The sequence below is a fragment of the Peribacillus sp. NPDC006672 genome (assembly GCF_050274955.1).
Classification (GTDB): domain Bacteria; phylum Bacillota; class Bacilli; order Bacillales; family DSM-1321; genus Peribacillus.
Genome location: NZ_JBNNOR010000012.1, coordinates 42180 through 56053 on the forward strand (window position 1 = coordinate 42180; position 13874 = coordinate 56053).

15 protein-coding genes are annotated in these 13874 nt (G+C 39.1%); 10 read left to right on the forward strand and 5 right to left on the reverse strand.

Annotated elements, in window-relative coordinates; all coding sequences use genetic code 11:
• The first annotated feature begins 4 nt into the window (after positions 1-4).
• The 9 genes from pduL (at position 5) to ACQKKK_RS18830 (ending at position 7400) form a co-directional block, all read left to right on the forward strand.
• Positions 5-787 carry a phosphate propanoyltransferase gene (pduL, locus tag ACQKKK_RS18790; protein WP_427618132.1) on the forward strand — a complete coding sequence of 261 codons (783 nt, stop codon included), beginning with the start codon at positions 5-7 and terminating at the stop codon, positions 785-787.
• Positions 784-1620 (forward strand): hypothetical protein, encoded by an 837-nt coding sequence (locus ACQKKK_RS18795; protein ID WP_427618134.1) that lies wholly within the window; start codon positions 784-786, stop codon positions 1618-1620. The genes pduL and ACQKKK_RS18795 overlap by 4 nt, the downstream gene beginning before the upstream one ends.
• A 1-nt stretch (position 1621) precedes the next feature.
• A complete protein-coding gene (locus tag ACQKKK_RS18800) occupies positions 1622-1888 on the forward strand; it encodes a EutN/CcmL family microcompartment protein (protein WP_260287402.1) in 267 nt (88 codons plus the stop codon).
• Positions 1889-2007: 119 nt separating this feature from the next.
• Positions 2008-2352: a GntR family transcriptional regulator gene (locus ACQKKK_RS18805; protein ID WP_427618135.1), complete on the forward strand. Its 345-nt coding sequence runs from the start codon at positions 2008-2010 to the stop codon at positions 2350-2352.
• Between the two features lie 262 nt (positions 2353-2614).
• Positions 2615-3679: a C45 family autoproteolytic acyltransferase/hydolase gene (locus ACQKKK_RS18810; protein WP_427618137.1), complete on the forward strand. Its 1065-nt coding sequence runs from the start codon at positions 2615-2617 to the stop codon at positions 3677-3679.
• Between the two features lie 214 nt (positions 3680-3893).
• Positions 3894-4184 (forward strand): DUF3817 domain-containing protein, encoded by a 291-nt coding sequence (locus tag ACQKKK_RS18815; protein WP_427618138.1) that lies wholly within the window; start codon positions 3894-3896, stop codon positions 4182-4184.
• Positions 4185-4367: 183 nt separating this feature from the next.
• Positions 4368-5135: an ABC transporter ATP-binding protein gene (locus tag ACQKKK_RS18820; RefSeq protein WP_427618140.1), complete on the forward strand. Its 768-nt coding sequence runs from the start codon at positions 4368-4370 to the stop codon at positions 5133-5135.
• Positions 5122-7041 carry an ABC transporter permease gene (locus ACQKKK_RS18825; protein WP_427618142.1) on the forward strand — a complete coding sequence of 640 codons (1920 nt, stop codon included), beginning with the start codon at positions 5122-5124 and terminating at the stop codon, positions 7039-7041. Before ACQKKK_RS18820 ends, ACQKKK_RS18825 begins: the two co-directional genes overlap by 14 nt.
• Before the next feature lie 5 nt (positions 7042-7046).
• Entirely contained in the window at positions 7047-7400 is a 354-nt protein-coding gene (locus tag ACQKKK_RS18830; RefSeq protein ID WP_427618144.1) for a YxeA family protein, read from the forward strand.
• A 60-nt stretch (positions 7401-7460) separates the two neighbouring features.
• Here ACQKKK_RS18830 and ACQKKK_RS18835 read toward each other — a convergent pair whose 3' ends face one another.
• A complete protein-coding gene (locus ACQKKK_RS18835; protein ID WP_427618146.1) occupies positions 7461-8849 on the reverse strand; it encodes a sensor histidine kinase in 1389 nt (462 codons plus the stop codon).
• A 6-nt stretch (positions 8850-8855) separates the two neighbouring features.
• Positions 8856-9557 (reverse strand): response regulator transcription factor, encoded by a 702-nt coding sequence (locus ACQKKK_RS18840; protein WP_427618148.1) that lies wholly within the window; start codon positions 9555-9557, stop codon positions 8856-8858.
• A 404-nt stretch (positions 9558-9961) separates the two neighbouring features.
• Between ACQKKK_RS18840 and ACQKKK_RS18845 the strand changes: the two genes are divergently transcribed.
• Entirely contained in the window at positions 9962-11137 is a 1176-nt protein-coding gene (locus ACQKKK_RS18845; protein ID WP_427618150.1) for an MFS transporter, read from the forward strand.
• A 76-nt stretch (positions 11138-11213) separates the two neighbouring features.
• Here the strand turns inward: ACQKKK_RS18845 and ACQKKK_RS18850 are convergent, their stop codons facing one another.
• From ACQKKK_RS18850 to ACQKKK_RS18860, 3 genes are read right to left on the reverse strand one after another with little or no spacing between them, the layout of a single operon-like run.
• Positions 11214-11951: an amino acid ABC transporter ATP-binding protein gene (locus ACQKKK_RS18850; protein ID WP_427618152.1), complete on the reverse strand. Its 738-nt coding sequence runs from the start codon at positions 11949-11951 to the stop codon at positions 11214-11216.
• Between the two features lie 29 nt (positions 11952-11980).
• On the reverse strand, positions 11981-12685 hold the full coding sequence (locus tag ACQKKK_RS18855; protein WP_427618274.1) for an amino acid ABC transporter permease: 705 nt from the start codon (positions 12683-12685) through the stop codon (positions 11981-11983).
• A complete protein-coding gene (locus tag ACQKKK_RS18860) occupies positions 12669-13493 on the reverse strand; it encodes a transporter substrate-binding domain-containing protein (protein ID WP_427618154.1) in 825 nt (274 codons plus the stop codon). Before ACQKKK_RS18860 ends, ACQKKK_RS18855 begins: the two co-directional genes overlap by 17 nt.
• Positions 13494-13874: the final 381 nt, after the last annotated feature.

Here is a 13874-nt window from a genome sequence, read left to right on the forward strand (position 1 = left end):
GCTTATGGCAATTATAACGGAATCCAAATTAAGGCGGATGTTGAAAACCGGGATTCCAAATCCATATCCTATTGGGGACGATAAACTAACTCCTGCGGCGGCTGATTTCTTAAGAGACAGAAAAATTGTCATTGGAAATCAGCACCATATTAAACATTCCTTGGCGTCAAATGAAAAGGAAATGCATTTAATGATTCCTGTGGGTGTTTCAAATAGGCATATTCACTTATCATCACATGATGTTGAAATACTGTTTGGAAATAATTACGAACTAACTCCCATACGAGAATTGTCACAACCAGGACAATTTGCTGCAAAGGAACAAGTCACGTTACTGGGGCCAAAAGGGATGATCCTAAATGTCCGAATCCTTGGACCGGTAAGGGAAGATACTCAAGTAGAAATATCTAAAACGGATGGATTTCAATTGGGAATTCATCCGCCCATACGGTTATCAGGTTCAATCGATGATACGCCAGGCTTGACTCTAATTGGTCCAAAAGGCTGTATAGCTCTCCATAAAGGAGTGATTATAGCAAAGAGTCATGTGCATATGTCACCTGAGAATGCTCAACATTTTGATGTTAAGCATGGCGATGGTTTACTTCTTCAATCAATAGGCGAGCGCTCTATAATTTTCTTAGATGTTATAGTTCGAGTAGCTCCGAGATACAAACTGGATTTCCACATTGATCTAGATGAAGGAAATGCAGCAGGTTTGAAAACAGGTGACTATTTAAAAGTTGTTGGGAAAAATGGGGAATTCCTATCTCGAAAGGGGAGGTGAGGAGGATCGAAATTCGTTCAATGGTAGAATCGGTTGTACGTGAAGTTTTACAATCTATTAAAGTGCAGAGGGAAAAAGAAAATAACGGAAAAGTTTTATTTGTCTTTTGTGATAGCTCAGCACATGAGCCATTTACAGATCAGTTTATTAAATTAAAAAATGCAAATATAGACTTTGATATTTTATTTTTAGATGGTGAAACATCATCATGGATAGGCATGCAACAGGTTGAATCGAGCGGGGCTAGGAAAGTGATTGCCGCTGATGAATATGCTCCATCGGCAATGGAGCTCCCAAAGGGGTATGATGGAATCATTATTCCTGAAATTGATTTGGATAATGCGGCAAGGGTGGCTACTGGTTTAAAAGGATCAATTAAGTCAGAAATCATTTTCTCAGCGAGCCTGTTGCAAAAATTCATATTAGTTGGCGAAGATGTACCAGGAATTAAACGATCGGATCGTAGTTGTTTAAAAGCCATCTCTTTAACAGCTCCATATCGTAAACGGTTTGATGAGTATATAAAGCAAATGACTGAGCTTGGCATAACGTTATCACCGCAAAAGGATTTAGCTGATGTAATCATTAAAAAACTTTGTAAAGAGCTAGGAGTGAATGGCCAAAATAAACAGGAGCAATTGGAAGAAAATCATTCTAAAGGTAATCATTTGTCCTACACCAAAAAGTTACTTACGACTGACTGGTTTGAAGCAAAGTCCTATAGCCCGAATGATACCATTTACCTTCAAAAGGGGACCATCATTTCTCCTTTGGCAAAGGATTTGATTAAAGCTAATAAACTAAATGTCCTGTTTGTTAAAAAGGATGTGTAAGATGCTTTTAGGAAAAGTTATAGGAAGTGTTTGGACAACTCAAAAAGAAAAAGGAATGGAACATGTTAAATTATTGATTGTTCAGCCGTTAAATTCGTTGAAAGAATCAGTGGGGAATATTGTTATTGCCATGGATCGAATTGGAGCAGGTGTCGGTGAAACGGTTATAATCACACAAGGCTTACCTGCACAAAAGTTGACGAATGAAAAAAATTCTCCAATCGATGCAGCGATTATTGGCATAGTTGATTCTTTTGAAGTTAAGTAGTTAAGTCATGTTTCAATCCAGTTACTTCTATTTTTCAGGAAATAGAATAAAGCTTCCTTTGTCAAACGATGAAGGGAGCTTTTTGTTCACTAAAAGATCGTCTGTTTGGAGGGGATTTTATGGAGTTAGACTTTGAAAATCCAATCCCATTACACGCTCAATTAAAAACCATTTTGGAAGATCAGATTTTAGAAGCTTATTATAAGGATAAAATCCCAAGTGAAAGGGAACTCATGGACATGTATTCTGTTAGCAGGAGCACTGTACGGGAAGCTGTTTCCATCCTGGTTCGTGGAGGGATATTGGAAAAAAGGCATGGCAAGGGAACGTTCGTATCCCTAAAACCTGTACAGGAATGGCTTAAGATGATAAATTTCACTGAAACTACTAAAAGCATGAGGATTAAATTACTTGATCATGGCCGTGTATTGACCCCTGAAAATAGCAGATGCAAATGGTTTTGAAGCTGAACCGAAAAAACAACTAATTTTATATCTACTAATCCCCATTTTGCCCCCTGGATATTAAGTTTTAATTCGTGAGCCATTCAATGCTGTTATCATCGCTAATTGATAAAATTTCTAGTCTTTTAGATATACCAGGCACAAAATATGAGTGGATCTTGTAGGAGATGTTTCATGAAATTTAAAGCTTATCTTCTTTATTTTTAACAATACTTCAAGTATTCTTAATTGAATAGGAACTACTATAAATGAGGGATAAGACGTGAAGCAAATATATAGTGATGTCATACAATTTCGGGGTACACATTATGAGTTTGGATACATGCAAGGGGATGAGTTAAAAGATTCACTAACGGTAAAAAATCGTGAAGATCAGTGGAAGATTAGGCAGCCTCGGTTTACGGTTGAAGAAGAAGAGGTCAAGAAGGCGATTACACAATTCGCCCCTGGAGTTTGGGAAGAATTACTGGGGTTGCAAGACGCGCTGAAATGGCCAATTGACCGCGTGCTGCAAGAGTTCGGAGGATACCGATTGGATTATGTCCGGTCGGGCTGCTCCATCATGACAGGCGATGATTATCTGATTCGCAATTATGATTACCACCCAAAGACCTATGAAGGACGCTATGTCTTATTCCAGCCAACCGATCAAGGGTATTCAAGCATCGGCCCTAGTCAGCGAGGGACTGGTCGGATGGATGGAATGAACGAAAAAGGGTTGGTGATAGGCTACAACTTCATGAATCGCAAGAACCCAGGAGATGGTTTCATTTGCTGCATGATTGGCAGACTGATTGTTGAATCGTGTGCGAACGTACAGGAAGCGGTCGCAATGTTGAAGGAAATCCCGCATCGCCATTCTTTTACTTACGTCGTCTATGATAAAAGTGGCAGTACCTATATTGTGGAAACCTCTCCGAGAAATGTAGAGGTGCGCAGGGCAAATGCCTGTACCAATCACTTTGAAATCATGAAAAATGAAAATCGTAACCATCTTATCGACTCGAAACGCCGATTGGAGATCATACAAGATCATGAAGGGAAACTTTCATCTGCTTACGATGCTTATAGATTGTTTAATGATACCAACCAAGGTGTCTTCTCGGATTTATATAGCAGCTGGGCGGGAACGATTCATACATCCGCTTATTTACCTAAGGAGATGAAAGCTTGGATTGCATTGGGAGGGAACCAGGAGCCGACTTCAATAGATTTTGCAAAATGGCTCGATGGGGAAGATGTTGATTTAGAACGAATCAAAGGTGTAATTGATACGGATATTCCATTCGTGCATATGGATGAGGGAGCGAATTGGTTTCGGAATTGAGCGTTTAAGATCCCTTTAAGTAAATTTGAACCTTACGTTGTTAACAGGCCCAATCCTTGGATTGGGCTTTTGCTGTTCAAACGAATCCTGGAACTATTTATTAGTGGATCTGCCAGTAATATAATATGATGGAGTAACAGATTTTGGATTGGGATCAAGAAGCTGGAAGTCTGCTTGTGTGTCGTTTGTGTACAATTAATAAGGGGATGAGCGAATGTTTTCTACAGCTATTGGATGGTTTCGGTTTATTACAATAATTGAGGGAATCTCATATGTTCTATTGCTTGCTATTGGTATGCCCATTAAGTACATATTGGATATTGGGGAAGCAACATTCATTTTAGGCAGCATTCATGGTTTCTTATTTGTCGTGTTTGGGCTATTACTGCTTTATGTGAGCATTAAATCAAAATGGTCCTTTTTAAAAATGGCGATGATCTTCATCGTTTCATTCATCCCATTTGGGAATTTTGTAATCGAACGCAGGCTATTGAAGCAAAGTTAAATGATAAAGAACCATGTTCTAATTTCGAATTATTCAGTGTATGAAAATTCCTAAAAAATGTCTTCTTTTCAATAGAAGGCGTTTTTTTTTATAGATTTAAGCTTGCTGTAAGGTTGGCATAATTATGCTGTAAGGATGAGCATGTAAAGTATAAGTATCAACAATATTGAAGAGGTGAAACACATGGAACCATTATTAAAAGTAGAAAATATAAAAAAAACTTATGGTAAATCAAGCGCTTCCTACACAGCGTTAGAAAATATATCTTTTGACATTCATGAAGGAGAGTTTGTAGGTATCATGGGACCTTCTGGAGCGGGGAAATCGACTTTGCTTAATATGTTAGCAACTATTGACTCGCCAACAGAAGGGAAAATATATATGAATAATACGAGCATTCATGATATGACGGGAGCCGAATTAACGGATTTCAGGCGTGATAACCTTGGTTTTATCTTCCAAGACTACAATTTGCTCGATTCATTGACTGTGAAGGAAAATATATTATTGCCACTGGCGATTGCGAAAATTCCAGCGAAAGAAATTACTACTTTAGTGAATCGGATTGCTAAAGTATTTGGGATTGAAGGTTTACTAGCTAAATATCCATACCAAATCTCCGGTGGTCAAAAGCAAAGAACAGCTGCAGCCAGGGCGCTTGTGACAGAGCCTGCATTGATCCTTGCAGATGAGCCAACAGGCGCACTTGACTCAAAATCGGCGACAGGCCTGCTGGAAAGCTTAAGTGAATTGAATGAAAATAATAATTCCACCATCATGTTGGTTACACATGATGCATATGCCGCAAGCTTCTGCCGGCGGATTATTTTCATCAAGGATGGTACGCTTTCAACAGAAATTTATCGTCGTGGCCAAACACGTAAAGCTTTCTTCCAAGAGATTTTGGATGTCCTTGCAACAATTGGAGGTGAGGTAGATGACGTTATTTAGTCTAGCGAGAAAAAATATTGCACGAAACCTCTCCCAATATTTTTTATATATCGCATCCATGGTTTTTAGCATTATCATATACTTCACATTTGTAACATTAAAATATAGCGACACGATTGCAGAACAAACGGCTTCATCACAAAAATTAGGTTCATTAATGAGTGGTGCAGCAGTCATCCTGATTTTCTTCGTTGCCATTTTTATTGCCTATTCAAATTCATTCTTTATGAAGAAACGTAAAAAAGAAGTGGCATTATATGCATTGCTTGGCGTACGTAATCGTCAAATTGGTTTTATGCTCTTCTTTGAAAACCTATTGCTAGGTTTGGTTTCATTAGTTGTGGGGATTTTACTAGGATTCCTTTGTTCAAAAGGATTCATGACGATTTTGATTTATTTAATGGGCTATGATGTCGTAGCACCATTTACATTTTCGGGATCTGCAGCTTTAAACACCTCTATCGTATTTCTTATTATTTTCTTGGTGACATCATTCCAGGGCTATCGTTTAATATATCAATTTAAACTAATTGATCTCTTCCATGCATCGAAAAAAGGGGAAGCGGCTCCGAAGCCATCAATGGTTGTAGCCATTTTGGGAGTTTCCCTGATTGTCATTGGTTATTGGTTGGCGATGCAAGACCTTTTTACTTCTAAAGTGTGGGAAAAAGTCGGCTTTTTAATGACGGCACTCACTATTTTGACAACAGTTATTGTCGGTACATTTTTATTGTTTCATAGCGTGACAGGCTTTGTGTTGGCCATGATTAAGAAAAATGAAAAATGGCTATGGAAAGGCCTTCATTTAATGACGATCTCGCAACTGCTATATCGCATTCGGGGTAATGCACGTACATTGACCGTAATTGCGGTGTTAAGTGCTACAACGGTAACGGCTGGCGGTGCGGTTTATGGTCTTTATTACAACGCAAATGACCAAGTTATGACCGTTGATCCGAATACCTTTATGTATCAGCAAACGGATGAAAAAATCGATCAACAAGTCACCGCTGTATTACCAGATACAATGTACGATAAAAATATCGAAGCACTATCTGTCACATTTAATACGAAAGAATTAATCAACGCATCAGCATTCGATGACACAGATAAAAGAATTTACACGGTTATCGACGAAAAAACATATAACGAATTAGCAGAAGTACAAGGCAAGGAAGCACTGCTTGTGAATGATGACAATGCAGTCATTTTAGATATTGGATATGACAAAAGATTCTCACCTAAATACAAGGACAAGACCATTACGACAAAAAACAGCAAGGCAATCACATTCCAAAGCTATAAAACACAAACAGTTTTAAATGCCGGAACAGCAGGCATTACGGTGGTTGTATCAAATGATCATTTTAAAGCATTGAAAAAAGAAGGGGAACACCTAAATTATCGTGTTATTGGAATGGATCAAGCTTCCACGGATTTATCTGAAAAAATTGCAAAACAAATACCTGAAGAAGCGCTATTTTCTAGCGCCCCTAAAGATTTCCAAACAAGCATCGAAGGTGTAGGCTCATTGCTCTTTATCGGAAGTTTTCTCGGTCTGGTTTTTTTAGCTGCAACAGGCAGTATCATTTACTTTAAAGTTCTAACTGAAGCCGAGGAAGATAAATCACAATTCAATATGCTTCATAAAATGGGCGTTAACGCAAAAGAAATGCGGAAATCCATTGCCTCACAAGTATTCGTAATCTTTTTCGTGCCACTGGCAGTGGGGTTATTACACAGTGCAGTCGCTTTAAAAGCCTTCTCGGGCTTATTGATGATGGACCTAGCAAAACCTGTGTTGATCTGGATGATTGCTTATACGGTTATCTACGGGCTGTATTATATCTTAACGGTAGCTTCCTACAATCGTATTATCACACAAAATAATAAAACAGAAGGATGATAAAGATGAAAAAATTTCTAATGGTAGTTGGTATTTTGTTTTTGCTAGGAGTAGTAGGGGTCTTCGCGCTTACTAATATTGACTTCAATCGTATGAATGCCAGCAATTATTATTTACAAATTACAGAGGATGGGGAAGAGCATGAAACCAAACTGGATGATGGAACAGTGATGACCTCCTATTCTTATAAACTGGACGCCACAAATGTTGATGGTGAAACAATACCACTTGAATTCACGGCACAAAAAAATCTTCGGAAAGATGCCTACTTAAAAATGTACGTGAAAAATGGCGATGAAGTTTCGTCATATGATGAAGTGAAGTTTGAGGAAATCCCGAAAAAGGCACAAAAAAAATAAAATAGGAAAGAAGGGCTGTCTTGTATGTGAAGGACAGCCCTTTCTCTGTAAGAAAAATAATTATAAAAGTATAGTAATGGTGGTTCCTTCATTTTCAACGCTAGTCAAATTAAGTTTCCCATTATGAGCCAGAATAATATCTCTTGCAATAGCCATTCCTAAACCAGTCCCATGTGCACTGGCTGTATTCGTACCTCGATAGTATCTTTCAAAAACCTGTTCTATATCTTTAGGGGGAATACCGCGGCCATTATCAGCAATGGTAATTTGGGTATGAAGTTCTGATTGTAGATGAATATCATCAATTTGTATTTTAACAACGACATTTTCCTCGTTATGCACGAGTGCATTGTAGATAAAGTTAAATATTGCCCGTTTCAGTAATTTTTTATCCACTTGATGTGTTGCCTTATCCACATTTGCCTCGAATTCAACCTGGCGATCACCAAATTGTGAATCATTTAAAAGCTCGATCGTCATTTCTCGTATAAACCCAACGATATCTACATCTTCAAATTGCAAAGGGAGCCGTTGATTGCGCAAACGCATTGTTAAATTTAGGTCATCCAACAAATCTTTCATATAAATGGACTGTCTATTAATAATGGATGTAAACTCATGCAATTCCTGTGGTGTTAAATCAGTGGCGTTGTCTTTCATCAATTCTGTATAACCATGGATTGAAGCGAGTGGTGTCTTCATGTCATGAGAAACATTGCTAATCCATTCCTCACGCATTTGGTCGAGTTGATCACGTTCTTTCTCATATTGATCTAACTTTACCGATAGTTCATTCATATTGCGAAACACATCTTCATAAACACCTTTTGGTATGCTCATCCTTTTAAAGCGCCTCTCCCGGAGCTGTTGAATTCCTTCTATTAATATGTTAAGCGGACTCGTTAACCTTTTACCAAATAAGAATCCAATGACGATTGCAATAATGATATCCACAATTAAAAACAGTAAAAGAAAGACATTAAAGTTTTTAAAAACCTTTTCATAATCATAGGTCAGGACATAGCGACCTATTTTCTGATCCTTAACGCCTACAAAATAGCTGAAATCATGGGCCGTACCTGCAAAAACAGTCGTCTCTGCATCAACTTCTTTATACTTATACATTTGGACGATTTCAACAGGTGAATACATGGTTTGCAATTTTTGAGGTGTATAAAAGGCTGCCACTTGCTCACCCTTATTATTCAAAAATTGTATCCAGGCGTTATTCTCCTGCAGTTTTACCAGTCCTTCTTCATTTACCATTGGTTTATTATCTTTTAGTTCTACATATTGTGAAAATGTTCTGCTAAAGTTTTCTGCAGATGCTTCTTCAGTCCCGGTCCGATAAAAGAGTAAGCTTAAGAGTAAAATTGTATTTACTATCCCTACGATTACAACTATTGCCACAACGGACACTAAAAAGCGCCGTGTCAATTTCCACTTCATCTTGTTTCACCCCTTGGTTTGTAATTTATAACCAAGCCCTTTAACGGTTATTAAAAATGAAGGTTTTGAAGGATCTGCCTCAATTTTTTCGCGTAAACGGCGAATGTGTACCATCACTGTATTGTCAGAGCCAAAGAAATCATCGCCCCACACATGTTCAAACAAAGTTTCCTTGCTTAAGATCTGATTCGGGTGATGCATAAAACAGCTCATCAGACCGATTTCTTTAGCAGTGAGCTCAATCGTTTTGCCATCCTTTTTCACTTCATTTTCATTTGCACTAAGCTCAAAAGGACCAACTTGCAAATTTTTCGGAACAGCTTTTGCGTCTGAAAAGCCAGCACGCCTCAAATGTGCCTTTATTCGATATGCAACTTCTTTCGGACTGAATGGTTTGGTGATATAATCATCCCCGCCTATCGCCAACCCTAAAAGCTTATCAATTTCCTCATCCTTTGCCGATAAAAATAAAACGGGAACATTCGACACTTCACGAATTTGCTTGCATAAATCATAGCCTTCACCATCTGGCAGCATAATATCTAACAGCACAAGTGCAGGATTGATCTCCTGAAACTTTGACCAGCCATCCGCAACTGTCCCAGCCGTAACAATATTCGGAATACCTTCTTTATGTAAAACTGTCTCCATGAGACGTGCCAAATCTTCTTCATCGTCAATAATTAAAATCCACTGATCATCAGACATTCTTCTACCTCCCAAACTTCAATCATATCCTACAGTATAGTGTACCCCATAGGAAAAAATAAGGGGGAAGGGATAGATATTTCTCGAATAAGAGGTGTCTTTGGCAACCGATCGTAATTTTTTCAAAACGATATGGATAAGAGCAAGTAAGTTTCACTAAAAAAATGAAAATGTACTGTCAAGATCAGGACTCGGATGCCTGATTTTTTTAGTTTAGTAGGTTTCCTTTCATTTGGAGAGAAAGAAGATCGTGCTTCATACTGATTTGGTAAAGGTTGTGTGATAAACTGTTTAAAGTATTGCTAGGAAGATTATGCTAAGTAATATGATTCAGGAATTCTTTGACCCAAATCATTCTATAAAAGTTATTAGCGAATGTGGAAGAACAAAAGGAGAAAAATTTAATGGAAACAAAAAAGGTGTTACCCGTACTTTTTTTAGTGATGTTTTTAGTAATGGTCGGATTTGGGATCATTATTCCCGTCATTCCGTTCCTTGCTGAAAAGGTTGGCGGCAGTCCTACTGAGCTTGGCCTTTTAATGGCTGTTTATTCACTGATGCAATTATTTTTTGCCCCGATATGGGGACGTATATCTGATCGGATAGGACGTAAGCCTGTCATGATTATCGGGATTGCTGGACTGGCCCTTTCGTTTTTCATCCAGGCTTCGGCAGATTCCCTATGGGTATTATTTGTAGCCAGAATCATTGGCGGGATTTTGTCATCGGCAAACATGCCAACCGCAATGGCGTATGTGGCTGACATCACGACGCCGGAAGATCGGGGAAAAGGGATGGGAATCATCGGGGCCGCCACAGGGCTTGGATTCATCTTTGGACCGGCGATTGGCGGGGTATTCTCCAAATCAAGTTTGAACTTGCCGTTTTACATTGCGGGAATATCCTCTTTGATTACTTTATTCTTAGTGATTGCGGTACTGAAGGAATCACATACAGTAGAGAAGAGGGCCCAACAGTCAAAAAATAAAGAGTCCATGTGGAAAGCCTTTAGAGGTCCTCTTAAAACCATGTTCTTTCTGCAAATGATCGTCACCCTTTCAATGGCAGGACTTGAAACGACTTTCGCCTATTTTGCAGCCAAAAAGGCTGATATAAGTCTTGTACAATTAGGCTACATCTTTATGATCATGGGGTTTGGGAGTGCGATCGTTCAAGGTGGATTAGTGGGAAGGATGACAAAGAAATATGGGGAAGGCGCGGTCATCCGAATGGGAATCATCGTCTCGGCAGTTGGTTTCATTCTCATCCTGTTTTCTTCCGGGTTCTGGACATCGGCGGTCTTCCTGACGATTTTCGGAGTGGGTAATGGGTTCATCCGGCCGGCAATTTCGGCACTGCTTACCAAAAGTTCCATGACGGGCCATGGCAGTGTCACGGGACTGCTATCTTCCTTCGACTCGTTCGGCAGGATTGCAGGTCCTCCGATAGGCGGTTGGTTATTTTCGATTTCGATTGATTTACCATTTATATCGGGCGCGATCCTTTCTGTTTTTGCTTTGGTTCTTTTTCAGGTATACCATGCACGGACACAGACTAAACAGTTCCAAGTATCTCATTAATTTGATGATGGGCAAAAAGCCCCCATTTCTAAAAATGGGGGCTGGCCGCGAGCGGTGCTTGAATAGCACCGTTTTTTTATTGAATCATATTGAGGAATTTACGTGTACGCGCTTCTTTAGGGTTTGTGAAAATCTGCTCGGGTGCTCCCCGCTCCATTATTTTTCCTTCATCCATGAAAATGACTTCATCGGCGACCTCGCGGGCGAAACGCATTTCATGGGTTACCACAATCATTGTCATGCCTTCATCTTTCGCCAGGTCTTTCATGACCTGCAGGACGTCTCCAACTAGTTCGGGATCCAAAGCGGAAGTGGGTTCATCGAATAGCATGACCTTAGGCTCCATGGCCAGGGCCCTTGCAATTCCGACTCGTTGCTGCTGTCCGCCGGACAATTGAAATGGATAAAAATCGATTTTTTCACCTAAGCCCACTTTTGTAAGCAGGGCAGCAGCCGTTTCCTTCGCTTGATGTTTGGCTATGTTTTTTACAATGATGGGGCCTTCCATCACATTTTCCAAAGCGGTTTTGTGGGGGAAGAGGTTATAGCTTTGGAAAACCATCCCTGTCAAACTGCGAAAAGAAGTAATCGAATTTTTTCTAACGGGTTTTTTGAAGTCCATTACCGTTTCATCGATTTCAATCGTCCCGTCCGTGGGTACCTCAAGGAGATTCAAACACCGAAGAAAGGTTGTTTTACCTGAACCCGAAGGACCGATCAATACAATGACTTTCCCTTGCTCCACTTCCAAATCGATGCCCTTTAATACTTCAAGGTCTCCAAACGATTTATGAAGATTCTTAATGTTGATCATTTTAAAATCCCCTTTAACTACTGCGGTTCTTATTTTGCTACATAACGATTAAGTCTGTCTTCTAAACTTCCTTGAATGAATGATAAAATGGTACACAAAATCCAATATAATACAGCTGCTTCGATGTAAAGTAGTAGAAATTCATAGTTTTTTGCAGCGATTTCTTGAGCTTTACGGAATAATTCCGTTACAAGAATGAGTGATGCAAGCGATGTATCCTTTAAAAGGCTAATGAACGTATTGGATAATGGGGGGATGGATACCCGCGCTGCTTGCGGTAAAATGATGCGCTTTAACGCTTGGGTATATGTCATCCCGATTGAATAGCCTGCTTCCCATTGCCCTTTTGGTATGGATAAAATGGCTGCCCGGATAATTTCCGAAGCGTATGCTCCTACATTTAAAGAGAATCCTATAATAGCCGATATGAAAGGATTGATGGTTACACCTAAATTTGGAAGTCCATAGAAAATGATAAATAATTGCACAAGTAAAGGTGTCCCGCGGATGATTGACACATATACACGCGCAATTATTTGAAGAATTCTAATGGAAGATAATCTAGCCAATGCTGTGAGTACAGCAAGAATAAGACCGAGAACGAATGTGATCAATGTTAGTGGAATCGTATATTGAATAGCTCCCTCTATCATGGGATAGAGGGAGGTTTGAGCGATGGAAACAAGCTGGTTCATACGCTCGGGGTCGGCGAAAATATTACTTAGGAGAAACATCTTCACCAAACCATTTATCCGAGATTTTCGCGTACGTGCCGTCGTCTTTCATTGCTTTAAGTGCTTTGTTTACTTCTTCCACTAGTTTGCCGCTGTCTTTTCTGAACATTAAACCACTTGCAACTCCGCTTTCTTCCTCATCAGCGACTTTGATAGGTGCATCCGGATGTTGTTTTTTATAATCAAGGTACGATAATTTGTCATTGATTGTCGCATCTACACGTTTAGAACCAATAAGCTGTACGGATTGAGAAAATCCTTCAATTCCGGTAACTTCAGCACCATGTGATTTCGCTAGGTCATTGTAGTTACTAGTTAATGATTGTGCAGAGGTCTTGCCTTTCAAATCATCGAATGATTTAATATCCGAATTATCTTTGTGTACAAGTAATACGACTCCAGATTGAATATATGGATCAGAGAAATCATATTTCTTTTGACGGTCTTTATCGATGCCCACTTGGTTTGCGATCATATCAAAACGTTTAGCATCCAATCCTGCAAACATGCCGTCCCATTGTGTCTCCTTGAAATCAGCTTTCACTCCAAGGCGTTTTGCGACTTCTTTAGAGATTTCAACATCAAACCCCGTTAATTTTCCTGAATCATCGTGGAATGTGAAAGGAGGGTATGTACCTTCTGTTCCGACGGTTAATACGCCATCTTTTTTGACTTTATCATATGGACTTTCTTGTGAAGAAGACTTATTGCCGTTATCGTTCGCCTCATTTTTTGTATTTGAACCACATGCAGTAAGTGCAAAAGTGAAAGCTAACAATAGCGATAAAAGCGGAACCATTTTTTTCATTTCGGTAAACCTCCTAGTAATCTGATAGGGATTGATACAATGTGATACTAAACAAGAAAAGGAAAAAAGTCAATGAAAATAACTTATATGATTAGTGTTAATGAATCTTGGTGAATTATACGGATTTTGACGGATCGGAGTGAAATAATACTAAAAGAAAGAAGTATAGTTACCGCTTAATTATTCGAGGAAGGAACTTAAAGGAAATGAACGGATTTCATATCCTTTCTATGGGGACAAAAAGACCCTCTTCCACATTGATTATTAGCTAAATGGAAGAGGGCCTTTTTGGACTGTTAGGAACTATTGCATGAGTTTTTTTAAATTAGTGTTTATCATGATTTCTGTCCTCTACGCTGATGAAAATTGGGTTCGAATAGA